We start from the raw sequence: 24498 nt of genomic DNA on the forward strand, positions 1-24498 counted from the left end.
ACTTGAAATCCTAGCTTTATGGGCATATGGTGCTACCTATAATAAAAAATGAATAAACCCAAACCATTGATTATTGCCCTTCGTTATTAGCGACAGGAGAGGTATATTAAATTTTTAGCTTGGTAGTGGTATAGAGAAAAAACTTTTAAATAAAACTAATAAACTTGTCCAAGCATTATTCTTAAAGTTGAATATGGTATTTATAAAGACAATTAAAGGAGTTTTGTGTATGGAAAATCTGAATGGTAAACCCTATGTAAATACAGAAGAAGGTGTGTATACTTCTATAAAATTACAGGCAATTACAGACCAAGCTTTTCGTGTTCCAGTATTTTTAAGTACATCAAACACTCTAAATCAATTACAACAACAGTTTTTAGATCGTCTTATTTTAGAATTAGAACAAGTTCTATTATTTCCTAGAACGGTTCCACGTAGTGATTTGTATCCCGAAGCACCACTTACAAATATAAGGAGAGTAATTTTATCCAGTTATGGTATGGTTGCAGTGAATTTTCAGCGTTTCTTCGTACAAGGTATTAAAACAAATGTAGGAGATTTTGAACCTAAGACACCCTTTTGGGAAGGAACGCCATTTTCACAAATTGAACCTTCGATGGCCTATCAATATGGATTACCATTACTATTAATTAGAGAGACAGGAACAGATACACTAAGGGGAATTTGGGAAGTTGGCAACGCACCATTTACTATTTTAAATTGGAATTCTGCAACACAATCAGTGGATACATTTTTTAATAGTGTACAGTGGAGGGAATTTTTTGCAAATTGGGTAGGGCATGTTAGAAGTGGTTACTATCTTCAGACAGAACCGCAATTTAAGTATATATAATAAGGGAAGGGGAGATGTAAGTTGGAAAACTTACAACCAGGAAGAGTTGAAAATCAGGTGTATTCAAATAGGGTAGAAAGATCAGAGTTTGATGAAAATTGGGAAACGTGTATAACAAAGAGTGGGTATGTAATATATACGGCAACAAGTGATAATGCTAGAGTAGAAGTTTTACTTTCTGATGGTTCAAGTAAACTATTAGTATTTGATAAAAACGGAAAAGTAGCAGTAGGTGGTGGTGGCACAAGTCATTATAGTAAACCACATCTTGCAATATCAATTGAATAGTTGATTTTCAATTTGATATTACAAATGAAATAATTTGAATGATAAATCTAGAAAAACAAAATCGATAATATAATGAATAATATTTTATTTTCCATAAAAAAGAGCACTGCTGAATAGTGCCCTTTTTAGAAATAAGTCTTTCTAGTATAAATACTTTGCTACTATTAGAATATCTATTTAAATACAGGACCTTTTTGGAATGCCAAAATCTCTCCAAAGAATGGGTCCTAAAATATCATGTCTATTCACGAAGAATTCAGTAAAGTTGTAGTCATTTAAAGTTAAAGGTGGATTCAAGTCGAGGGGAGCACCAGCCCCTCCTGATAGTATAAAATCAGTGCCTTGTCCCAGTGTAAATGTTCCATCGCAATTCTTTCTAATAAATTGTTCGTCATATGCATGTACATGGCTAACTAGTACTTTCTTGACATGGTGACATTGAATTAAATCAAAAAACTTCTGACTTTGAGGGGTGTCCACAGGAAATCCTTCTAGTGTTGACCAACGTCCTATATTAGGCTGTGCATGCATTGCTAAAATAGTATTACGACGGGTATGATGTAATTGTTTTTTCAAATAGTTTAGTTCGTCATTGGTGAATCCGTATATTTTATTTTTAGGGCTAATAATGTTATTTAGTGCTATACAGCGAAATTTAAAGTTAGGAATATCGATTACCCAGTGTACTTTTCCAATAGTAGATTGGAAATTTTTTAGATTGCTTTCTTCAAGGTATAATTCATCATGATTACCAACACAAACAAATACCGGTATATGAGGAACTATTTTTTTTACTACGCGTACAAAGTGTTCTAAATATTTCTTTTCTCCTGTATAAACTGTGTCTCCTCCATGAATAATAAACAAAGGATCTAATTCAGCTGCCTTTTGTAAAACAAGTTCGAATTCACCGCTCATCGTAAAACAGTTATCTTCTGGCCCATTGCCTCTACTGTCTCCAAGAAACACAAAATTAAATTTATTCTTGCAGTGTAATCGTTTCATTCTTTCTTTCAATAAATATTCTGAACGCTCATGTAGTGTCATAAACATCTTTTCCTCTCAAAAAAATTAAAAGGCTATACTTTTAATTATATGAAGAGTGTTTTGAGTGGATTGGACATTAGGTTTGAATGGTTGGAAAGTTTTTAATTGTATTAATTCAATCAGATGAAGTTAATTTTTTATTTAGAAGGTTAGTCAATATATGTTGTAAAAACTGAACGGCTGATTTATTAAACCGTTAATTCAGTCCTTTCGAACTGATGAGTACTTCTGTGGATGCTTCTAAACAGCTAGATAACTGAGCTAAAGAGGTTGTAGCGATATTTTGACTCATCCATATACATAAAGCTACTAAATTTTTTGCTTGGTACTTACTGGTTCGTTGTACGAAACCAACATTTCTAGCAAGATTCTGTAAGGTATTTGGAGATAAAAAACTTTCAATCTCTTGAGCAAATAGTTGTAATTCATCAGACACAGAAACAGACATAAAAAACGCCATCCTTTCCTATGATTCTACAGAAAGAATAGCGTATTTGTTCTTTTTATGGATGCATTTTTTTAGCTCGATGGCGATGTGGTGTTACCTCAAATATCATTATTTTATTTGAAGGTCTCTTATAAATTTTTTTCAAATCTTTTCATAGGTTGATATACAAGGACGTGTAGTGATAAACCTATCACTGCAGTAATGTTTAAAATAATACTTATAATCATTAAAGACCATTCTATAACTGGAGAAAAGTATCCGTTCGTACTTAATGTAGAAGAACTTACACCTAGTATTAAAATCACTATTAGTAAAGGTAAGTTTTTAACCAATTTGAATCCTCCTTTAAACACAATATCTTTATATTATTATATCACACACTAGGTTATGTAATTAATATAAGATAGTTATCTATGAGAATTTAACATATTTTTTCGTTTTGGGGGTACTATAAAATTTTAGCTTGATGAGCATGGGGTGCTATCCCAAGGGTACTCCGTTTCCTACTTGTTCAACAATCGGGCCATTTTATGGAATAACACTTATTGAGCTAACTGGGGTTTAAGAAAGAATGTTATAATAAATTTTATTCTTTTACTGTTTTGCATTGGAGGCACTTAACTTGAGAATTAGAAAGATAAGTAAAGAAGATATAAAGGGCGTATCAAGAGTTTATGTTGATAGTTGGAGGACTACTTATCGTAGTCTAGTACCTGACGATTATCTGGACGAATTATCGTACGAAGATACAGAAAAAAGATGGATTGATTTTTTAAATAACGAAAATGAAGAGTTACATGAAGTTCACGCTGAAAATACTGGGGAATTAGTCCGAATAATAAATTAAAGAAAGTTATTTCATAGTAAAAAATCCAAGAGCAAGTAGATAACAATGCTCTTAGATTAAAATTTATAAATGGAGGGTCTCCATGCAATAATATATGCTTGTCCAAGCTAAATGTGAATACTTTTTACTTAAACAAGTTATTTGAAGCTGATTCTATAAGTTTATATATGTTTAAACCATAGAAGATCGGACAACTACAGCCTAAATATGATCAGTTTAATTTAGTCCTAATTTTGTTTAAGTAGAGTCAGGAATCTTATTTGTAGAGAAATGTCGAAAGGATTAAATTGATTTTAAAAATTGAAGGTGATACCATAAAATTAAACGATGTTTAAAATGTTGTTTAATTGATGAATTTTAGAGGAGGAGATAAGTTGAGGGGAAATGCAAACATATCTACGAAAGAAAAGATTTTAAATACAACATTGGAGTTAATTAAAGACAAAGGCTTCGAAAGTGTAACAATAAGAAAAATTGCGGCATTGTCAGATACCAATATCGCGCTTGTAAATTACCATTTTGGCTCAAAAGAAAAGTTAATTAATGAGACAATTAAAGTCTTATTAATTAGCTTCCAAGGCACTTTTTCTATTTTAGATGATATTACAGTGCCAGCGAAAGAAAGATTAAAAATATTTTTACTTAATTATGTATTAGTAATTCAGCAATACCCTGAGTTAGTTAGGAAGATTATTGCAATGGGAACTACGGTATTTACATCACAATACGAGTATGGAGATTTTTTGAAGAGGCTCGGTTTTAGTAAAGTGAAGAATATTTTGAGTGAAATAACAAATGAAACGGATCAGGAAATTTTAATGATAATGACAGTGCAAATATTCGGATCCATTTTTCTTCCAGCATTAATGATACCAATTCTCAAATCAGGGGCGGATATAAGAGTACTGCCTATAGAAAAGCAGATTGATTTCCTATTTGAACGCTATTTTTATAAAAATTGAGATAGTGGGTGATAGAGATGATTAGTTTCTTTAGAAAGCATTGGTGTGATGTAGGGTTAGGTGTGGCTATTGTTGTCATTGTTTGTTTAGTCACGAATTTGGGAGAAATGAGTGAAATAAAAGTACTGTTAGCATTAAGTTTTGTAGCCATTTTAGTGCATCAATTTGAAGAGTATCGTTGGCCAGGTTATTTCGCTGGTCTGTTTAATATAGTTATATTTAAAAGTGATATACCAGATCGCTATCCATTAAATACGCAATCTGCTATGGTAATAAATATTTTGATTGCGTATGTTTTTTATTTACTTCCGGTTTTCTTTCCAAATATTATATGGCTTGGGTTGGCACCTATTTTAATGGGTTTTTTTCAATTCATATGGCATGGTATTTTTGCGAATATACAAGCTAAAACAATATATAACCCGGGATTAGGTGCGGTTGTATTACTACATGTTCCGATTGGTTATGCATATATGCGATATATTCTTTTACACAATATGGCTACAAATTACGATTGGTTATTAGGGCTAATCTATTTTCTAATAGCTACCTATTTTTTAATTATAAAAGGAAACATGTTAATGAAAAGTAAGGAGACAAATCATTACTTTTCTAAAAAACAATTAGGTCCTTATAATGATACATTAAAGTGATTCAGAATTCAGAGGGGATTTTTGATGCTGAAGAGAGTACAAGGGGCCACCATATATCCCCATCAACTTAAGAAACTGGTATGTCAACACGAAACTAGACAATTTTTTTAAGGTGTTCCTGTCTGTATTGAATAAGGCTCAAATAGCCTATGTTCCATGAATTCTAACATTGTTAAACCAGTTTACGTAGTCGTTCAATTCTAAGGTCAATTCTTCTAAACTTGCGAAATAACGACCGCGAACGAACTCTGTTTTAAAGATTTTGTAGGTTGCTTCCGCTACCACATTATCATATGGACAGCCTTTCGCACTTAATGAACGCTTGATTTTGAAGGTCTTTAACGTGTCATGGATTAGCTTGTTTTTGAACTCATTTCCTCGATCTGTATGAAATAGGGCAATCTCATTCAGGCTTGTTTTCTCAACGCTTCCAGCTCTAGTTGTTCGGCGGTCTTATTAGCCTTCTCTTTAAACGAACCAGACGTATGATTTTGATTGATCCATTGATCCATTGATCCAATGACGATGGTGTTAATCCATATTCCTTAATGATGCCTTTCCTTGGTTTACCCTTCTGATACAGTTGAACCATTTAGTGCTTAAATTCCGTTGTAAAGGTTCTTCTTTCTCTTTTATTTTTCGTCATAGTAGATTCTCCTCAAATAGATTAGTTGTAGTCTACTTGACCTTAATTTTTTTTGTCTAGTTCAGTGTAGCCTATCCAATTACTATAATTTCTTCTTAGTAATTGAAAATAAAATCAATCCAGATTATTATATTGTTATTGTAAATTTATTTATTGAAGGAGGAAGCATAAATGAAAAACTCAAAAGGCTCTATTGAATCAGAGATAAGCAAAGCAATTACTCACTGGGAAAAGGATTACCTAGGACGCGGATCTATATCCGTTAAGACAGATATATTACGAGATATGATTATCGTAAATTTACAAGGTATTTTAACACCGGCTGAATATACTGTTTGCGAAACGAAAAACGGTATGCTAACGATAAAGAAAAATCGTTCGGAGCTAGTTGAATCTGGAATTGACGATTTGAAAGAGATTATACTAGAATTAACTGGAGAAAAAGTGAAAAGCTTTCATACGGATATAAGCTCCCGTACAGGTGAACGAGTAATGATTTTTAAATTGTTTCATAATCTCGAGGAAAAATTTTGAAAATGAAAAACATCTTAAGGTTAGTGGGAGATAAACTAAAAATGTAATGGGAGAATTAAGAAACCTAAAAGTTTTGCACGTTATTTAAATTTATTAACATGATAATAATTAAAAACTTGAAATTATTTACGTATAATGAATTTTTATTGAAATAACACTTTAAAAAATGAGGAAATAAATTGACAAAATGCTTAGTATGGTTTATCTTATAGTTGTTTTAAAAATTAATAGATGCTTATTTTAACTGTTTGCTATAATTAAGGCTTTAGCATTTTTTTAATATGTAATATTGACTAAATGAAAAAGTTTCTTAATTGAAAGATAGCGCATAACATAAATTGATATATTGATTGCATAATCTAGGAGATCAGAAATATACTTTTCTTTTTAACAGGAGTAATACATACATTATCCTCTATAAAATGGGAGCTCTTCAAAAAACTTTATTGCAGTTAGTTGAAGGGAAACCGACAATCTCCATAATTCAATGATGATATAAAATCATTGAATTATGGAAGTTGTCGGTTTTTTTTATGGGAAAAAACGATGTACTAAAAAGAGTGAATGAAAATTGAAATTAAAAAAATTATCGTAATGAAAGGGAATTCTTACAGTTTATTTTCGTTTAGAAGGGAGTATTTACATGTTAATTTCGCTAAGTTCATCAACACTGTTAACATTATTTTTTATGGCGCTTAGTGCTTCTTGGTTAAGTGGATTATTGTTTTTACATGCAAGGATGCCTTTACGTTTTGTTCATATCCATATTGGTATCGCTGCTTTGCCTTCATTGGTTTCTTTACTCGCACTTGTTAATAACAATGGAGATAGAGTTGTGGGCCCTTGGCATCTAGATACTTTAGCTTGGCTAATGGCTTTCTTTGTTCTTACAATTGGTTTAATTATTCAGCGCTTTTCTGTACGTTACTTAATGGGAGATCGCTCATATCGAAAATACTTTGCACTTTTTACATTTACTACAGGTATATCTTCAGTTGCATGGTTAAGTAATGACCTTCGTTTCATGATTATTTGTTGGGGCGCAACTCTTATTGGATTGGTTCTACTCATCAGACTAAATAAAGGTTGGAAAGTAGTTAGTGAAGCAACAAAAATCTCAGGCTTTTTATTTACAATAAGTTGGATTGCCTTACTATCAGCTGTCATTTGGCTGTTTCAAATAACTGGACAGTGGCAGTTAACATCAGTTTTAACGAATGAAAATGTAGCTCAATTTGGAGCATTGGAAAAAACAGGAATTAACTTATTGATTATAGTAGCTGTGATGATTCCAGCAGCACAATGGCCTTTTCAAAGATGGCTAATTGAGTCTGCTGTTGCTCCAACGCCTGTTTCTGCTATTATGCATGCGGGTTTAGTAAATGCTGGCGGTATCATGTTAACTAGATTTTCGCCTCTTTTTCATGATGATATTGCACAAATCATTTTACTTATTTTTTCTAGTATTTCTGTCTTAATAGGAACAGGAATTAGCCTAGTTCAAGTTGATTATAAACGTCAGCTAGTGGGGTCAACTATTGCACAAATGGGCTTTATGCTTATTCAATGCGCATTAGGAGCCTATTTAGCGGCTGTTACTCATTTAATTTTACATGGTTTGTTTAAAGCTACCCTGTTTTTACAAGCTGGTTCTTCAGTAGAACGTTTTGGAGTAGTGAAGCAGTCTAATGAAAAGATGTCCAATTTATGGATTATAGTCGGGCGTGTTTTAGGATTATTTATAGCGATTGTTTTCTGGTTTATGGCTTCTGGAGAGGGGTATCAATTAGTTAGTGCGTTCATCTTAGGGTGGTCACTATACTTTTCATGGAAACAGCTTGTTGTTTTTGGAGAGGGAAGAATGGGACGAATTGCTGGTTTAATTGTTTTGATTGGATTTTCTCTTATTTATTTTACCGTTCATAATTCTCTTTACAAATGGTTGCATACTGACATTTACCAAAGTGTTCAACCTTCAGCTCCAGCCATTATCTTTGTGATATGTATTTTACTATTTAGTAGTGCTATTGGTACTTTCGTTACTCGTAATCAATCCTCCACTATATTTGCTGTACTTTATCTTTGGTTCGTTCGAGTAGGTGAGGCGAGACGAAAGTCAGTAGAAAGTCACCCAAGCTATCTTAAGTATTATGTATCAAAGGGAGGTAATTAGTGATGAGCATACCGTCAATATTAACGAAAGAACCTTTAAAAAAGAAAGATATAAACATTGATCTACAAGAAAATAATATAAATGATTTAATTGCATCTGCTAGCCGAGTTATTGCGCCACTTTGGCCTATCTCTACGTTTGCAGCTCATCACCCTTGGATGGGACTTGAAAAGCAATCATTTGAACAAGTCGCAAATTGGTTAAAAGAAGCTCGTAATGTGGATATATATCCTAGTACTTCCATGATTCATTCGGCAAAGGCGAAAGGTGAGATTGAGGAATCGTTTTTACAAATGAGCTTGTCTCGTTGGCTTGATTCACAATCTTTTCATATCCCGCGAGAGACAGCGGAGCGTTTTTGCCAGGCCGCTTTAAAGTTAGAGAGATTACCTTCTAGTCTATTATCATTGCCAGAATTAAATAAATTGGCGGAAGAAATGAGTTATATAAATACAGGAAGTATTAAAGCCTCTGTTATACAACCAATAAGTTCGCTTATAGAGAATCAAAATAGTGAAAACCTATCTGATATTCTTAATTATCACATCATTAAATGGTGTAAATTATATTTGGATGACTCCGGGTCAAGTTGGACGATGCCAAATCGAGAGAAAGGTTTTTATCGTGCATGGCAACACCTTATTAAATTTGATCCAGCGCTCAGTAAAAAAGAGCGTAAAGTTTTAAAAGATTGGCCACAAGATGCCCAAGTAGCTTTAACGAGAGCATTATCTGAACTAGGGATTTTTGAATCTAACATACAAGCTTATCTTGAAGGGCACTTACTTTCTTTGCCTGGGTGGGCAGGAATGATATTATGGCGCTCACAACAATCAATTCAGGAACAGGGACTCTTAATAGAATATTTAGCAGTTCGAATTTCTATGGAGTTGGCTATTGTAAAACCTTATTTATCTTTAACAAATCAAAAGGTTGAGAAAAAAGTTTCGATTGCTCCACTTATAGCTTCTTGGATCTATTGGGGGAATATTTCAATCCAGGAATGGTTACAAATGCCTGCAGCTGAACAAAGCGAATTATTAACATTTGCTTATCGCTTTGATGAAAATATTCGTAGGAAACTTTGGTTGGAAGCTTGGGAACAAACGCATGCAGAGCAATTAAGGGAGAAGATTGCTTCTAAACAACGTGTAACTAATGATAAAAAGCGTGTATTAGCTCAATTAGCATTCTGTATTGATGTACGTTCAGAACCGTTTCGTCGCCACCTAGAAAAATTAGGTCCGTTCGAAACGTTTGGAATAGCTGGTTTCTTTGGGTTACCAATTGCAACTAGTGAACTAGGTAGTAATGACAGCCATCCTTCTTTGCCAGTTATACTAAAACCGAAACATCAAATAGAAGAGCTCACAGATGAAAATGAATTTAAATCTTATCAGCAACGTAAGATGGTAGGCAGCTCAATAAGTTATACATTTAAAACGATGAAACAGAACGTACTGACAAGTATGTTGCTACCTGAGTTAAGTGGCCCTTTACTTGGTCTACAGATGATGACAAGAAGCTTTGTCCCAAGAAGAGTAGGTAGTTTAATTCGTAACCTCCGTAAAACTATGTTACAAAAACCGGATACAACATTCTCGCTTAATCATGTTCATGACACAAAAGGTGAGATACCTATCGGTTTTACTAAAGAAGAAAAAGTGAACTATGTGCGTCAAGCTTTAAAAATGGTGGGATTGACAGAAAAATTTGCTCCTTTAGTTGTAATGTGTGGACACAGTAGTCAAAGTACGAACAACCCTTATGCAGCTGCGCTTGAGTGTGGTGCTTGTGGCGGAGCAGCAGGAGGATTCAATGCAAGAGTTTTTGCTACTTTATGTAATCTTCCAGAAGTGAGAGAGGCGTTGTCTACTGAAGGTATTAAAATTCCTGAGGATACCATTTTTGCAGCAGCTGAACATAAAACAACAGTGGACGAATTGGAATGGATTTACGTCCCAGAACTTTCGGAAACTGCGCAATTAGCATTTGATTGTATCGAGTCGATTATGCCAAATGTGAGCCAACATGCAAATAGAGAGCGTTTAACGCAATTACCTAATTTCAAAACGAAAATAAAAAATGCGAGTAAAGAGGCGCATCGATTTGCAGAAGATTGGAGTGAAATACGTCCGGAATGGGGATTAGCCCGTAATGCATCTTTTATTATCGGGCAACGAGAATTAACTCAGGATTGTGACTTAGAAGGTAGGGCTTTCCTTCATAATTATGATTGGAAACAGGATGAAAGCGGCGATATATTAGCTAACATTATAGCGGGACCAGGAACAGTAGCTCAGTGGATAAACCTACAATATTATGCTTCAACTGTAGCACCTCATTATTATGGTAGTGGAAACAAAACAACCCAAACCGTAACGGCAGGTCTCGGTGTTATGCAAGGGAATGCAAGTGACCTGTTGCCAGGCTTACCTTGGCAATCGGTTATGCAGTCAGATAGTGAGACGTATCATTCACCACTTCGTTTACTAATTGTAATTCAAGCACCTATTGAATATATAGAGCGTTTGCTAAATGCCAATCTCACATTTCGAGAAAAAGTTCAAAATGGATGGATTAGACTGGCAAGTGTTGATCCAGAGGGACGCTGGAAAAACTGGTAACAATCATGTAATGCATAATCAACTATTGCTACTAACTTAAAAGGTTCATAAATACAATAATGAAGAAGGAGTGCTCCATATGAATTCAAAGAATAAAAAAGTATTATTATTAACAGACGTTGAACACGGAATAGAGCCTATTATCCAACAAATAAGTAACATTCAACAAGAAAACATGTTGACTATACACAGCTATGATTCTGTAATTGTACATCCTTATGGAGATATAATGAGATCTGTTATTATTGCTATTTATGAAGAAAATGTGGAAGAAGTTTTTGTTGTAGGAATAGAGGATAAAGAAACTGATGTAGTTAATCTACAAATTCAACGTGATTCCATAAAAAATAACAGAGAAATAGACTATCTCTTTAAAAATTGCATGCCTGAATTTTCAAGTGGTAGCCTGAATGCATGGCTAAGTGGACAAGAAAATGTTAGTGAAAATATTGAGAAGAGTATAGATATGATTCGTCATCATCCATTAGTGCCGTCTAATGTTAAAGTTCATGGTTTCAGGATTGATAGAGCAGGTGAAAAAGAAATGGTTGTTAAAGTTTCTGCTAATAAAGTAGTGAAACAAATGCATTCTTATGTGTAAGTTATCGATAGATAAGCAACTTTTATTTGGACTTGTGTCCTTTACAAAGAGCAAAAGAAATCTTCTATAAATGGGGATCTTTTGCTCTTTTTGTTTGAATTTTTAATGTGTTTTATAGGAGATATCTAATATGTACATAATAAAAATATATAACCTTTTGCATGAAATTTTAAGGACGGATTAGCAGGTGGAAAATAAAAATTTATGTTATGGTTTATTTCAAGATTGTTATTAAAAAGAATGGAGATTCTTTAATTATGAGAATAAAACAGTTAAAACCTAAAATGATATGGAAAAAAAGAATGTTGCTATCTCTTTTTATTGTTTTCGGATTGATTATTGCGGGAGTTGTTTTTTGGAATGTTTCACCTATTCCAAAAGCGTTTCTCATAAAAAAAGCATTTGAAAGTGGAATGTTTGTTCAATCTAATGATTATAAAAACGCTCTAAAAGAGACACGAATTGTTAAAGATATCAATTATAATTCTAAATTTCCTGATGGTACATTAGACATTATTTATCCCAAAAATCTTACGGGAAAAACATCTGTTATTTTTTGGGTACATGGGGGTGGATTTGTAGGTGGAGATAAATCAGATATTACTGGTTATGCAGTAGAATTAGCTGCTCGTGGTTATACAGTGATAAATATAAATTATGCTCTTGCTCCTAAAAGAAAGTATCCTACACCAGTACTACAACTTGGTGAGGCTTACGAATATATAAAAGAAAATGCAAAGAAATATAATGTAAAACTAGATGATCTGTATTTTGCAGGAGATTCTGCTGGAGCGCAAATATCTGGACAATTCGTTACTATTCAAACATCTCCAGATTATGCGAAATTAACCGGAATTGACGCTATTGTTGCTCCTTCTACAATTAAAGGTATACTGCTATTTTGCGGCCCGTATAATATGCCTGCATTAGCTAAAATGGAAACATCCAAAGAAGTGCAAGACTTTATGCGTACTACTGGTTGGGCTTACTTTGGGAAAAAGAAATTTGAAACATTACCTGAAATAGAAATTGCCTCTATTTATAAACACGTTACAAAAGATTACCCACCAACGTTCATCACAGATGGAAATACTGCATCATTTGAAGATCAAGCTAAAGCATTAGCTTCTACTTTACAAAATAAAGGAGTACCTGTAGATACACTTTTCTTTGATAAAAATATCTCTGGCGAGTTAGCACATGAATTTCAATTTAAAATGAACACTCCAGCAGGTCAAGAAGCTTTTAACCAAGTTCTTAAATTTCTAAATGAAAATAAATAATATATCTACTATTAGCTTTTTATAAGCTTAGTTTAATACCAAATATGAGTGGACAAACATATTGTACTAATAATCTAATGGTAGCAAGATAATTTTAATAAGAAGTATATAGTTAGAATGATTTGGAGATACAGATGGGGATATAACTATTTTATTTAGGATGGTGCAATTAAAATGGATTTACAGAAAGGGAATTTATATTGGAACACAACTTTTTCTAATACACCTTCTTATCCCCGTTTGGACGAAGATATAAAATGTGACGTACTAATAATAGGAGCAGGGAGTTCGGGTGCTCAATCAGCATACTATTTGAGTGAATCAGATTTAAATATTGTTATCGTTGATAAAAGAAAGGTAGGACATGGGAGTAACCTTACAAATACAGCACTTATTCAATATTTAGGTGATAAGATGTTTTTTGAACTTGTAAATACATTTGGAGAAGAGTATGCAGTTAAGCATATGAAGTTATGTGAACAAGCTATTCATGATATTGAATATGCTGATCAAAGTTTACCTTATTGCTCTGACTTTAAACGACGTGACAGTTTATATTATGCAAGCTATGAAGAGGATATAAAGAAATTAGAAAAAGAACTGTATTATTTACATAAGCATGATTTTAAAGCGACTTGGCTATCAGAGGAACAAATTGGACAGAGATATCCATTTAAAAAACGTGCAGCTATTTATACGTATAATGATGGTGAAATAAATCCTTATAAATTTACACATAATTTATTAAAACAAGCTTCTAATAAAGGGGTTCACATTTATGAAGATACGGAGATTGTTGGCAAAAAGTTAGAGAAAGAATGTGCTATCTTTTATACAAAAGGGGGCAATTCTATTACTGCTAATAAAGTAATTGTGGCTGCAGGATATGAAGGTTTGGAATTTAAAAAGGAAAAGAACGCTACACTGATTAGTTCATATGCAATTGTTACTAATCCTGTGGAAGATTTATCTTCTTGGTATAAACGTACTCTCATTTGGGAAACTGCGAGACCATATATTTATATGAGAACTACTGCAGATAACAGGATTATTATAGGTGGGTTAGATGAAGATACAAACATTGCTCAAGAAAGAGACTCAAAATTAATCCATAAAAAAGAGAAATTAGTGAATGAATTTAATAAGCTCTTTCCCAATATAACAGTTGAACCTGAATTTTATTTAAGTGCTTTTTATGGTGGTACTCATGATGGTTTACCTATAATTGGAATGTATGAAGAGTTTCCAAATTGTCACTTTATCTATGCGTATGGAGATAATGGATTAGTATATAGTATGGTACTTTCTAAAATTGTTCGAGATATAATTATTAACGGTTCAAGTCCGGATTTGAATTTATATTTACAAACTAGACCAAAACTAAATGAGTAAGCTGCATGTATGCAAAATTAAGGTAGTATAAAGAAGTGATTGTTTTAACGATTTTAATTATTTTATATAGGAAGCAATTCTACAATTGTAATCTCTCCAATATATTTTGGGGGGATTTATTTTTTTATTGATTTATTGAAAAATAGTCTAATTAGACTATAATGAGTATATAGTTTAATTAGACCATTTATTCTGTTGAATGTGAAAAAAGGAGGAAAGAGGTATGGTTGCAAAAGAGAGCAACTTACGCTTAGTAATAGCTGGGTTAATGCTAGGCATTTTAATGGCTGCAATGGATAATACAATTGTTGCCACTGCAATTGGTACAATTGTCTCAGATTTGGGTGGATTGGATAAATTCGTCTGGGTTACTTCTGCTTATATGGTTGCAGTTATGGCTGGTATGCCTATTTTTGGGAAATTATCTGATATGTATGGTAGAAAGAGGTTCTATATTTTTGGTTTATTCATCTTCTTAATTGGTTCTGCATTATGTGGTACTGCGCAAAGTATTGTTCAGCTAAGTATTTATCGTGCAGTTCAAGGTATAGGTGGGGGGGCACTTATGCCAATCGCCTTTACCATTGTATTTGATATTTTTCCTATTGAAAAAAGAGGTAAAATGACTGGATTATTAGGGGCCGTATTTGGTTCTTCAAGTGTATTAGGACCTTTATTAGGCGCGTATATAACAGAAAATATTAGTTGGCATTGGATTTTTTACGTCAATATTCCAATTGGTTTAATGTCATTAATTTTTATTTTAAAAGCGTATAAAGAAAATAATCCACCTACTAAGCAAAATATTGATTGGTGGGGGGCGATAACGCTCGTAATAGCAGTAATTAGCTTAATGTTCGCTTTAGAATTAGGAGGAAAAGAATTCGCATGGGATTCTATACAAATCATTGGGCTATTTGTATCGTTTACTGTATTTTTTATTGGCTTTCTATTGATAGAAAGAAAAGTGAAAGATCCGATAATATCATTTCGGATGTTTAAGCGTAAGGAATTTGCAGTATCTCAAGTTATTACATTTTTCTATGGAGCAACATTTGTTATTTTAACAGTATTTATTCCTATTTTTGTTCAGGCTGTATATGGCGGAACAGCAACTAATGCTGGATTAATTTTAACACCAATGATGTTAGGTTCTGTGGTAGGTAGTGCCATTGGTGGAATATTTCAAACGAAAATTAGTTACCGCAACTTGATGCTACTATCTGTAATATCCTTTGGGATAGGTATGTATTTATTAGGAACGATGGATCCGCAAACAAGCCGTGTACTTTTAACGACATACATGATTATAACGGGATTTGGAGTTGGATTTTCGTTCTCTTTACTTCCCACAGTTTCTATTCATAATATGGAACCGAGATTCCGTGGTTCAGCTACTTCAACAAACTCATTCTTTCGTTCACTAGGTATGACAATTGGAGTAACGATTTTTGGGTCCATTCAAAATAGTACCTTTACAGCTAACTTAAAGGAGGCTCTTAAGGGAATAGAACACGGTTCCAGCATGTTAAATAATCTAGGTGATCCGAGTGCAATATTTCGCTCAGATGTAAGGACTAGTATTCCTACTTTTATTCTTGAAAAAATTATAGCTGCTATGTCATCTTCAATTACTACTGTATTTCTACTAGCTTTAATTCCCATTATCATTTCGTTTATGGCGATATTATTTATGGGGAACGTTAAAGCTGGTACAAAGGATAATAAAGTGAATTTGAAGTCATAAATTTTATAAAACAAAAAGATTCTTTGCTTATTTTTAGCTTATACTATTGGTATAGGTTATTAAGGAGTGGAGAGTTATGAATACAAAGCTTTTTATGCTGGGCCTTCTTATGGAGAAAAATAGGCATCCGTATGAAGTCCAGCAACTTTTAAAAAATAGTGAAATGAAATATTATATAAAAATTACTAAAGGCTCTTTATATTATACATTTGAGCAACTTGAAAAGAAGGGCTTTATAGAAGTTGTTGATATTATTCGTAATGAACAACGTCCTGAACGAACTATCTATGGTATTACTAAAAGTGGTAAACAAGAATTTGAGCATTTATTATTAGAACAAATGATAAAGAAAGAGGATATGCATCGTCCTATATATGAAGCATTACTTTTTGCACAGTATGGTGATGACAGATTAATTCTAGAACAGCTAAAAATTAAAATATCTCAATTAACCTTATACCTTACGACTCTTCAAAAAGTATATGAGGAAAAATATGGAGAAGAGAGCCTGGCTAAATTATATATACTATCTAGTGTTATTTTACATCTAAAAACTGAGCTAAAAGTCTTGAGAAATTTATATGCTAATATGAAAAATAAAAAAATAGACAGTGTAGGAAATGACGTACTTAGAGATATTGAAAATCAATGTTTGTAGGTATAAGTATTATACTGTAAAGAAAGGTATAATACTTGCAATTAGTTGGACTATGAGTGGATTATATGCAATCGCTAAATTAGGTGAAAAGTTCACATCAGATTTTTTAATTTACCAGATAGATATTCAATAACTATGGAAAAGTTTATTTATATAAGGAAACGATTATGGTATCGAAATTAGAAGGGATGACTATGCAAAATAAAATTATTGTTATGTTTCAAAAAGATTTTCGCTTATATGATAACCCAGCTCTATTTGAAGCTTCTCAATCGGGCGAAGTTCTTCCAGTTTATATACAAGATGAAGCTTTTTCAATGGGAGAGGCGTCCAAGTGGTGGTTACATCACGCGATATTAGATATCCAAAAGCAACTTGAAGCATTGGGTTCCACGTTAATTATTCGCAAAGGAAATACACAAGAAGAAATACTTTCTCTCATAGAACAATTAGGTATAACGGGTGTATATTGGAATATTTGTTACGATCCGGGCAGATTAAAAGATAATCAAAAAATGAAAACGATATTGGAAGATAAAAATATTATCTGTAAGGAATTTAATTCACATTTATTATTAGAACCGTGGATTATTAAAAAGAAAGATAACACTGAATATAAGGTTTTTACGCCTTTTTACAATGCTTTTCAAAAGCAGGTAATACCTAAACCTACTAGTAAAGTGCAGAGTATAAAGGGAGTAAACTCTCTACCAGTAAGCCTACCTGTTTCAGAACTACGATTGCTGCCGACTATACCGTGGACATCTCATATGGAATCAATATGGGAGCCTACAGAAGAAGGGGCATACAAAACATTTAAGAAATTTTTCTCTAGCAAATTAGCTTTTTATAGCGAAGGAAGAGATTTCCCAAACCAAAATGTTCATTCGATGTTGGCGCCTTATCTTTCATTTGGTCAAATATCAGTAAAGCTGATGTATCATTACTTAATCAATAAAGGTATTGAAAGGAAATGTAGTTTTTTTGAAAAACAAGTGAATAGCTTTATACGTCAATTAATTTGGCGAGAGTTTTCTTACTATTTGCTATATCATTATCCGTTTACAGTATATAAACCTCTTAATAAGAGCTTTGAAAATTTTCCATGGGATAATAAAGAGGAGTTATTAAGAGTATGGCAGAAGGGTGAAACTGGTTATCCGTTTATTGATGCGGGAATGAGGGAACTATGGCATACAGGTTTTATGCATAATCGGACAAGGATGGCTGTAGCCTCTTTTCTTGTAAAGCATTTATTAATTCCGTGGCAAGAAGGAGCAAAATGGTTTATGGATACACTACTAGATGCTGATATTGCAAATAATACAATGGGGTGGCAATGGGTTGCTGGAAGTGGAGCAGATGCATCACCGTACTTTCGTATTTTTAACCCCATCACACAAGGGGAAAAGTTTGATAAAAATGGAGAGTATATAAGAAATTGGGTGCCAGAATTAAGAGATATACCAAACAAATATATACATAAACCTTGGGAAGCACCTGAGCATGTTTTACAAAAGGCCAATATAAAGCTTGGTAATACATATCCTTTTCCGATTGTTGATCATAAAGCAGCACGAGAGAGAGCACTTTGCGCATATAAAAGTATGAAAGAATTCGTATAAAATAGATTAAACAATATGTATTTGAAATTTAAATATTAGAATTTTATCCATTAAAAGGACATACTAATCATATAGAGTTTCTATAATCTTCTAGTAAAAAGGAGAATGTTTATGAAAAAATCTAGTGTTATAGTATTCTTACTAACATATGGTTTGTTTTATGTTTCTAGTATTTTATTCCCTATTGATCGTATTTGGTATGATGCGTTAGAAAAGCCGTCTTGGACACCTTCTGGTATGACGATTGGAATTATATGGGCTGTATTATATGGACTTATTGCATTATCAGTTGCAATTGTTTACAACAACTATGGATTTAAGCCAAAAACATTTTGGTTTGTATTCCTTTTAAATTATATGTGCAATCAAGCGTTCAGCTACTTTCAATTCAGCCAAAAAAATTTGTTTTTAGCAACAGTAGATTGTTTACTAGTCGCTATTACTACGTTACTTCTCATAGCGTTTTCTTCCAATTTATCTAAAGTATCGACATGGTTGTTAATTCCATATTTTTTATGGTCTGTATTTGCTACATACTTATCCTGGATAATTTATTCTATTAATTAAAGGTGTAAATGAAAACTTGAGCATAATAAAAATGCTCAAGTTTTTATGTGTATTAGTCGACATATTGAAATACAGTTAATAATTAAAGAAGGACAAAAAATTAATTTTAATTCAGTTTCAGAAAAAGTGATGAAAGTTAGAAAAGCGAACCTGTTAACATATAGAGGGAAAAGATATAAGTATTGTTGATATGATATTTGATAGAACTTTATTATATTAATAAAATAATTTAATAGTGCTTAAAAAGTTAGCTCTGATATAAGGAGCATAATAGTAGCAGGAACACATATTATATAAAGATAAACGAAGTGTAATATAATCTGGCGTATCAATATAATGCAGTCGTATTATAGGAGTTGATGATGTGGCTGATAAAAATGAAATGAAAAAAATATATGAAATGCTTCAAGCTCATGCAATAGATCCTGATTTAATTGGGCCTACTTTTCCACCAATTCCATCAATAACATTTCCTACAGGTCCAACCGGAAATACAGGACCGACAGGTGACACGGGAGCAACTGGAAGTACAGGACCAACCGGAGATACGGGAGCAACCGGAAGTACGGGTCCAACCGGAGATACGGGAGCAACCGGAAGTACAGGACCAACCGGAGATACGGGAGCAACCGGAAGTACAGGACCAACCGGAGATACGGGGGTAACCGGAAGTACAGGACCGACAGGTGACACGGGAGCAACCGGAAGTACGGGTCCAACCGGAGATACGGGAGCAACTGGAAGTACAGGACCAACCGGAGATACGGGAGCAACCGGAAATACAGGACCGACAGGAGATACGGGGCCAATAGGAGCCATACAAACAACAAATTTATTGTATTTTACTTTTTCAGATGGACAAAAACTCGTATATACAAATGCTGATGGCTCACCTCAATATGGAACCACGCAAATATTGTCACCAAGTGATGTATCATATATCAATTTATTTATAAATGGAATTCTTCAGCCGTTATCTTCATACCAAGTTGTAACCGGTCAATTAACTTTGTTAGCCCCTACAGCTCCAGTACAGGGAGCGTCAATTATTTTGCAATTTATTACAATTAGTTAAAAAAGGACAGATTTCTTTTAAGAAGAATGATAATGAAAAAATATAGATTAGAACTTTATTTTTATAATCCAAGTGACGTAATTAATTCATAAGAAAGGAATGGTTATATTATATACAGACTCGTCTAAAAAGGTTACAAATAAAAGAGCAGCATATAAGTACTTGAACTGTACCCCGAATCATGGACACTTAAAAAAGCCCCATGATTTGGGGGTTTTGTGTATTTATCTTTCTACAAGTATGAAGTATGTGAGCGAAATAATTGTTTCAAGGGGATGGGAATCTAGCCGCTTCAAAATGAGTGCCAGTGTTCGCAACATATACACCAGTTATACTACAGACTGAACGGTTACAGCATCGCCTGCTTGTAATTGAAGAATGGTAGAAATAGTTGTAAAGTTCAAAACACTCGTACTCCCATCCATAAAATTTAGAGTAGTAGCAGCTATATTACCATTTACAAGTATATTTACTGTAGTTGTATAGATTGATACAAAACCCGGTGAAAAAGTTACAGAGCCAATAATGAGATATACTCCATCTTGTTTAGGTGTGAAGGTTGATATTCCATCGTATTCACCATTTAAATCAAATTCTACGACATCAAATGTAAGTATGATTGGAGTAATAGTATCTTCAGGCTGACCAGTACCAACTGTTTTAGTAGCTCTAAATGCTGATTGAATTTCAGTAGGTCCAGTGTCACCAGTAGGTCCCGTAGGTATTGTAAATGTTGGAGTAGGTGGTAGTGTAGGGCCAATCGAAGATGGATTTAATGCAGATCCATGTAGAATTTCATGGGAGTTAAATATATTTTCTTTTGACATATTTCACCTCCAGTATATTAACTCTTTATTAATAAATGCCAAAGAGGGATGGAATATGAAAATAAAAGATTAATAAAGCATGTCCAACTGATGCTAAAAAGAATATCTAATAAAAGTTTTATTTGAATAGCAAATCAAAAGAGCATACATATAAGCATGCTCTTAAAAAGATAAGAATGTTATGAGTAGAGGATTTCCTTACAATACTTAGTTTTAAAGGAATATTTGTACTAGTTTAATTTGATGATAGTTAATTCTAAAGCATTTATTCCATTATCGCATGTAAGAATATCTTGATTGCTAAAAAAGCTATTATTTATAAGTTGAAGTGTTGAATTAGCAGCTAGAAAAATGATTAAATTAGGCGTTAAAGGTAATTTAATAAGCTTAGCTGGTCAACTTGCTTGGTATCTAGGTACATGTATATATGAAGAAGGCTGAACTGGAAAAACATAGGTCCGGAAAACTGAGTAATAAAAAAACAACCTCTTATTTTCAGTGCCCTCTATTTTCTAGAGGGTGTTTTTTTTGAAGAAAATAACCACATCATAATTTCATAAAAACCTACTAGAAATAGTGTTTTTATAAGGTTTGCAAACCAATTAAATTGATTATGATTTGCATAGTTAAAAGCCAGCAATAGAATATACAGTAGGACTATAAAAATTAACGGTCTCTTATATTTGAAACTCAAATTATTCACCCCTTAAATACTTACTTAGGAAAGTTACCTTAATACTATGTTAACTCAAAGCGCAATCACTTTCGAATGTTTTCTATATTTATCCATATTTACAACATCTCCCCTTTTTTAATAACGCGTTCTCATAATAAATTCTCTTTGGAAAAAATATCGAAATTTGTCGTCAGAAAGCTACCTATATATGAGAGGCCGAAATCAGCTCTTATAGATGAGTGATTGAGTGAACGTATAGTGTTGCTCTTCCTTATCTGCAAGAGGATTTTATTAAAGGTGAAAGTAAGAGGTTACGGGCCTTACTTTGTATGTATTTCTTGATTGCAATCGTAATTAGAATAGTTTTCAATACTTCATTAATTTAAATGGTCTAAACGGAGGAGAGCTTCTGTTCTCCTTTAAGCTTATACCTACCTTTAGGGGGTCAATTTAAAGGGGGACGGAAAAATGTCCCGATATAAAATTACTGGGAGAACTTTTGCTTCTCTCCTATTTAGAGAATCTTGCTAGGGAACTAACTTTTGTATAATAAAAGCGTAAATTTTCAGGTCATGATTTAGCTATTATTTGTGTCTGGGTTAGTCAACGTGTTGCGAGTGATTCATTAGTTCGACTGTGTAGTCAACTTCATGCTGTTACAGGGTGGATTTGTTTTTGGCAACTTGATAAACAGGTGCGGTGATCCCGAATATGGAATTTACTAGGCCAATTTTTAAACATGACAAAATGATTTTCTAAGAAGTTTAAATAGTGAATATCATATACACGTTAAGTTAGCATAAAGTCTTGTTATTGGAATTCAATTTATTTAGGAGACTATTAAAAGCTCTCTAGTTAAGCAATTTGAAAGGCTTTTGTGTATACATAACCAAGTGTTATGGGAGTTGCGTAATAGTAAAAGAAATCACTAGCTGGATAGCGTAAAAATAGCCAATCCATTAGGGGAATTTAAATTTGCCCCATTAAATTCCCCTGCATGTATAGGAATTATAGGATTAGAAATATCATAAATTGTTACATTGTTACCGAAAGCATTTGCTACGTAAAGAGTAGTACCTGTAATAGCTAATACAACGGGACCATTTAAATTCCCTTCATTAAACTCTCTTATACGTATAGGATCCATAGGATTGGAAATATTATAAATTTCTATAGTATTATCGCCAGCATTTGCTACATAAAGAATATTCCCTGTAGTAGCCAATCCCGCGGGAATATTTAAATTTCCTGCATTAAATTCCCCTACATGTACAGGGGACATAGGGTTGGAGATATTATAAATTGCTACAGTGTTATCACCAGTATTTCCTACATATAAAGTGGTATTTGTAATAGCCATCCCGGAAGGAACATTTAAATTTGTCCCATTAAGCTCTCCTATACGTACAGGGGATATAGGATTAGAAATATTATAAATTTCTACCGTGCTATCACCACCATTTGCTACATAAAGAAAGTTACCTGTAATAGCCAATTGATCAGGGAAATTTAAATTTCCTGCATTAAATTCCCCCACATGCACAGGTGCTGTAGGATTAATAATATTATAAATTTCTATCATGTTTTTATCTTGATTTGCTACATAAAGAATAGTACCTATAATAGCCAATCCGGAAGGGAAACTTAAAATTCCCGCATTAAATTTCCCTACATGTACAGGAGTTGTAGGATTGATAATATTATAAATTTCTACCGTATTATTAAGAGCACTTGATACATAAAGAAATCTATCTCTCACAATAGGTGGCAAAGCAACTGGGAAAGCAGGAAAAAGTCTACGACAGTTTTTCTTCTGTTTTGGAAAATATGAGTTCAAAACAATTCATCGCCTTTATTTCGAAACTTACTAGGGGGCCCAACGAAAAAATTCATATTAATACATTATTAGTTAAAAACTTTATTTTTTTATGCAAAGGGTTGTAGCCAAAATAAACGTTTTTGTTACAACATTGGTTTCAAGAAGTGTTCGCCTTTATTTAGCCAATTTTGCTGTAATAAAAGACTATATTAAATTAGCATGGATTGTATCCCTACTATAATTATTCATATTCAAATCTAGTCATTTTGCTAATACATTTGTCCGAATTTTTAAAATGAAATTTATGATGAGTATTGTATACAAGTCCAGTAAGCGTAACTTGACTTGGTAACAAGAAAAACATGAACCCTAGTCGTGATTGTGTTTAGTTGTTTTTTATTTTATTATACAGAATTTTATATATCGCGGAGATTTTTCAGTTTTTAACCTTACAAATGTTCTGTATTATTAAGAAATCTTGCGTGAAAAAGTAGTTAAATCACCATGTTCTAAGCCGTTTAATTTTAAAAGACAAATGTAAAATTTCCTTTAATTTTAAAAAGGACAAATTTCTCATAAAAGAAATCTGTCCCAAAAAAAGATGTTGATTAAGATACGATAAATTCAACAGTAATTGGAATTCCTGGATCTAATGTGTCTCCACCTGGGATTGTGATAGCACCAGTTGGTCCTGTAGTAACACTAGAATTCGAACCAGGTTGTAATACCCCGTTTACATAGAAGTTATAATACGTAAAAGTGGGGAATGCTGTAGCGGTCACGCCAGCATCATTTAAACAGGCTGTAGCAGCGATCGCAAAAGCAGCACCTGTCCCTGTTCCTGCACCTAATGTGGAGGTAAATCTTCTAGAAGCCATAAATGGAGGGATAATAGCCATTTTCTACTCATCTCCTTCTCAATTTTATTAGGACTAGATTATGATAAAACTTGTCCTATATTGTATTCTATGAGTTTTTTTAATTTTAGAAACGACATAAGTACTAGTACTTATGTACAATTATTGATTTCAGTATGTATAGATATACTAATGTCGAACGGAAATGCCATTTTAATAGATTACAAATCTAAAAAAGGACCTGATGTGGGGCAGGTCCTTTTAGAAAGAACAATAGATGAAAGATTCACCCA

Annotated in this window: 21 protein-coding genes and 4 pseudogenes; 17 read left to right on the forward strand and 8 right to left on the reverse strand. The window is 33.1% G+C overall.

The features are described 5' to 3' along the window. Positions 1 to 229: 229 nt before the first annotated feature. On the forward strand, positions 230 to 853 hold the full coding sequence (locus CO726_RS05270) for a hypothetical protein (RefSeq protein WP_099683550.1): 624 nt from the start codon (positions 230 to 232) through the stop codon (positions 851 to 853). Between the two features lie 21 nt (positions 854 to 874). Next, positions 875 to 1141 carry a hypothetical protein gene (locus CO726_RS05275; protein ID WP_099683551.1) on the forward strand — a complete coding sequence of 89 codons (267 nt, stop codon included), beginning with the start codon at positions 875 to 877 and terminating at the stop codon, positions 1139 to 1141. Between the two features lie 177 nt (positions 1142 to 1318). Here the strand turns inward: CO726_RS05275 and CO726_RS05280 are convergent, their stop codons facing one another. The 3 genes and pseudogenes from CO726_RS05280 to CO726_RS05290 form a co-directional block, all read right to left on the reverse strand. Next, entirely contained in the window at positions 1319 to 2188 is an 870-nt protein-coding gene (locus CO726_RS05280) for a metallophosphoesterase family protein (protein WP_245916565.1), read from the reverse strand. A 121-nt stretch (positions 2189 to 2309) separates the two neighbouring features. Beyond that, positions 2310 to 2636: pseudogene (locus tag CO726_RS05285) on the reverse strand (IS4 family transposase); the annotation flags it as partial. Positions 2637 to 2764: 128 nt separating this feature from the next. Beyond that, positions 2765 to 2968: a hypothetical protein gene (locus CO726_RS05290; RefSeq protein ID WP_099683552.1), complete on the reverse strand. Its 204-nt coding sequence runs from the start codon at positions 2966 to 2968 to the stop codon at positions 2765 to 2767. A gap of 290 nt (positions 2969 to 3258) precedes the next feature. On the opposite strand from CO726_RS05290, the gene CO726_RS05295 reads away from it, so the two are divergent. The 3 genes from CO726_RS05295 to CO726_RS05305 all read left to right on the forward strand — a co-directional run bounded on the left by CO726_RS05295 (position 3259) and on the right by CO726_RS05305 (position 5098). Then, entirely contained in the window at positions 3259 to 3483 is a 225-nt protein-coding gene (locus CO726_RS05295; RefSeq protein WP_245916566.1) for a hypothetical protein, read from the forward strand. Between the two features lie 374 nt (positions 3484 to 3857). Further along, entirely contained in the window at positions 3858 to 4445 is a 588-nt protein-coding gene (locus tag CO726_RS05300) for a TetR/AcrR family transcriptional regulator (protein ID WP_099683553.1), read from the forward strand. A gap of 17 nt (positions 4446 to 4462) precedes the next feature. Beyond that, positions 4463 to 5098, forward strand: a complete 636-nt coding sequence (locus CO726_RS05305; protein ID WP_169513017.1) for an HXXEE domain-containing protein — start codon at positions 4463 to 4465, stop codon at positions 5096 to 5098. A 94-nt stretch (positions 5099 to 5192) separates the two neighbouring features. Here CO726_RS05305 and CO726_RS05310 read toward each other — a convergent pair. Next, positions 5193 to 5515: pseudogene (locus CO726_RS05310) on the reverse strand (transposase); the annotation flags it as partial. Between the two features lie 400 nt (positions 5516 to 5915). Between CO726_RS05310 and CO726_RS05315 the strand changes: the two are divergent. The 11 genes from CO726_RS05315 to CO726_RS32765 all read left to right on the forward strand — a co-directional run bounded on the left by CO726_RS05315 (position 5916) and on the right by CO726_RS32765 (position 20026). Next, complete coding sequence (locus CO726_RS05315; protein WP_099683556.1) at positions 5916 to 6278, forward strand: Na-translocating system protein MpsC family protein; 363 nt, start codon at positions 5916 to 5918, stop codon at positions 6276 to 6278. A 643-nt stretch (positions 6279 to 6921) separates the two neighbouring features. Continuing rightward, positions 6922 to 8451 (forward strand): NADH dehydrogenase subunit 5, encoded by a 1530-nt coding sequence (locus CO726_RS05320; RefSeq protein WP_099683557.1) that lies wholly within the window; start codon positions 6922 to 6924, stop codon positions 8449 to 8451. Between the two features lie 2 nt (positions 8452 to 8453). Next, positions 8454 to 11078 (forward strand): DUF2309 domain-containing protein, encoded by a 2625-nt coding sequence (locus CO726_RS05325; RefSeq protein ID WP_099683558.1) that lies wholly within the window; start codon positions 8454 to 8456, stop codon positions 11076 to 11078. A 79-nt stretch (positions 11079 to 11157) separates the two neighbouring features. Next, positions 11158 to 11679: a carbonic anhydrase gene (locus CO726_RS05330; RefSeq protein WP_099683559.1), complete on the forward strand. Its 522-nt coding sequence runs from the start codon at positions 11158 to 11160 to the stop codon at positions 11677 to 11679. 257 nt (positions 11680 to 11936) lie between these two features. After that, positions 11937 to 12962 (forward strand): alpha/beta hydrolase, encoded by a 1026-nt coding sequence (locus CO726_RS05335; RefSeq protein ID WP_099683728.1) that lies wholly within the window; start codon positions 11937 to 11939, stop codon positions 12960 to 12962. A gap of 174 nt (positions 12963 to 13136) precedes the next feature. Further along, complete coding sequence (locus CO726_RS05340) at positions 13137 to 14354, forward strand: NAD(P)/FAD-dependent oxidoreductase (protein ID WP_099683560.1); 1218 nt, start codon at positions 13137 to 13139, stop codon at positions 14352 to 14354. A gap of 223 nt (positions 14355 to 14577) precedes the next feature. Then, entirely contained in the window at positions 14578 to 16101 is a 1524-nt protein-coding gene (locus CO726_RS05345; RefSeq protein ID WP_099683561.1) for an MDR family MFS transporter, read from the forward strand. Between the two features lie 76 nt (positions 16102 to 16177). Continuing rightward, positions 16178 to 16759 (forward strand): PadR family transcriptional regulator, encoded by a 582-nt coding sequence (locus tag CO726_RS05350; protein ID WP_099683562.1) that lies wholly within the window; start codon positions 16178 to 16180, stop codon positions 16757 to 16759. A 194-nt stretch (positions 16760 to 16953) separates the two neighbouring features. Continuing rightward, a complete protein-coding gene (locus CO726_RS05355) occupies positions 16954 to 18384 on the forward strand; it encodes a cryptochrome/photolyase family protein (RefSeq protein ID WP_099683729.1) in 1431 nt (476 codons plus the stop codon). A gap of 111 nt (positions 18385 to 18495) precedes the next feature. Continuing rightward, positions 18496 to 18951, forward strand: a complete 456-nt coding sequence (locus CO726_RS05360; RefSeq protein WP_136699393.1) for a TspO/MBR family protein — start codon at positions 18496 to 18498, stop codon at positions 18949 to 18951. A gap of 382 nt (positions 18952 to 19333) precedes the next feature. Continuing rightward, positions 19334 to 20026, forward strand: a complete 693-nt coding sequence (locus tag CO726_RS32765; RefSeq protein WP_099683730.1) for a DUF4183 domain-containing protein — start codon at positions 19334 to 19336, stop codon at positions 20024 to 20026. A 329-nt stretch (positions 20027 to 20355) separates the two neighbouring features. On the opposite strand, the gene CO726_RS31410 is transcribed toward CO726_RS32765, so the two are convergent. Both CO726_RS31410 and CO726_RS32350 read right to left on the reverse strand, forming a co-directional pair. After that, positions 20356 to 20853 (reverse strand): exosporium leader peptide-containing protein, encoded by a 498-nt coding sequence (locus CO726_RS31410; protein ID WP_136699395.1) that lies wholly within the window; start codon positions 20851 to 20853, stop codon positions 20356 to 20358. 230 nt (positions 20854 to 21083) lie between these two features. Further along, positions 21084 to 21200: pseudogene (locus tag CO726_RS32350) on the reverse strand (exosporium leader peptide-containing protein); the annotation flags it as partial. An 828-nt stretch (positions 21201 to 22028) separates the two neighbouring features. On the opposite strand from CO726_RS32350, the pseudogene CO726_RS05385 reads away from it, so the two are divergent. Beyond that, positions 22029 to 22193 (forward strand): annotated as a pseudogene (locus CO726_RS05385) (IS4 family transposase); the annotation flags it as partial. Positions 22194 to 22457: 264 nt separating this feature from the next. Here CO726_RS05385 and CO726_RS05390 read toward each other — a convergent pair. Together CO726_RS05390 and CO726_RS05395 are read right to left on the reverse strand one after the other, a co-directional pair. Beyond that, positions 22458 to 23366 (reverse strand): LVIVD repeat-containing protein, encoded by a 909-nt coding sequence (locus CO726_RS05390; RefSeq protein ID WP_099683564.1) that lies wholly within the window; start codon positions 23364 to 23366, stop codon positions 22458 to 22460. A gap of 590 nt (positions 23367 to 23956) precedes the next feature. Next, positions 23957 to 24247, reverse strand: coding sequence for a DUF4183 domain-containing protein (locus CO726_RS05395; RefSeq protein ID WP_098759320.1), 291 nt, complete (start codon positions 24245 to 24247; stop codon positions 23957 to 23959). Between the last annotated feature and the right edge of the window lie 251 nt (positions 24248 to 24498).

Source organism: Bacillus fungorum (assembly GCF_002746455.1).
GTDB lineage: Bacteria > Bacillota > Bacilli > Bacillales > Bacillaceae_G > Bacillus_A > Bacillus_A fungorum.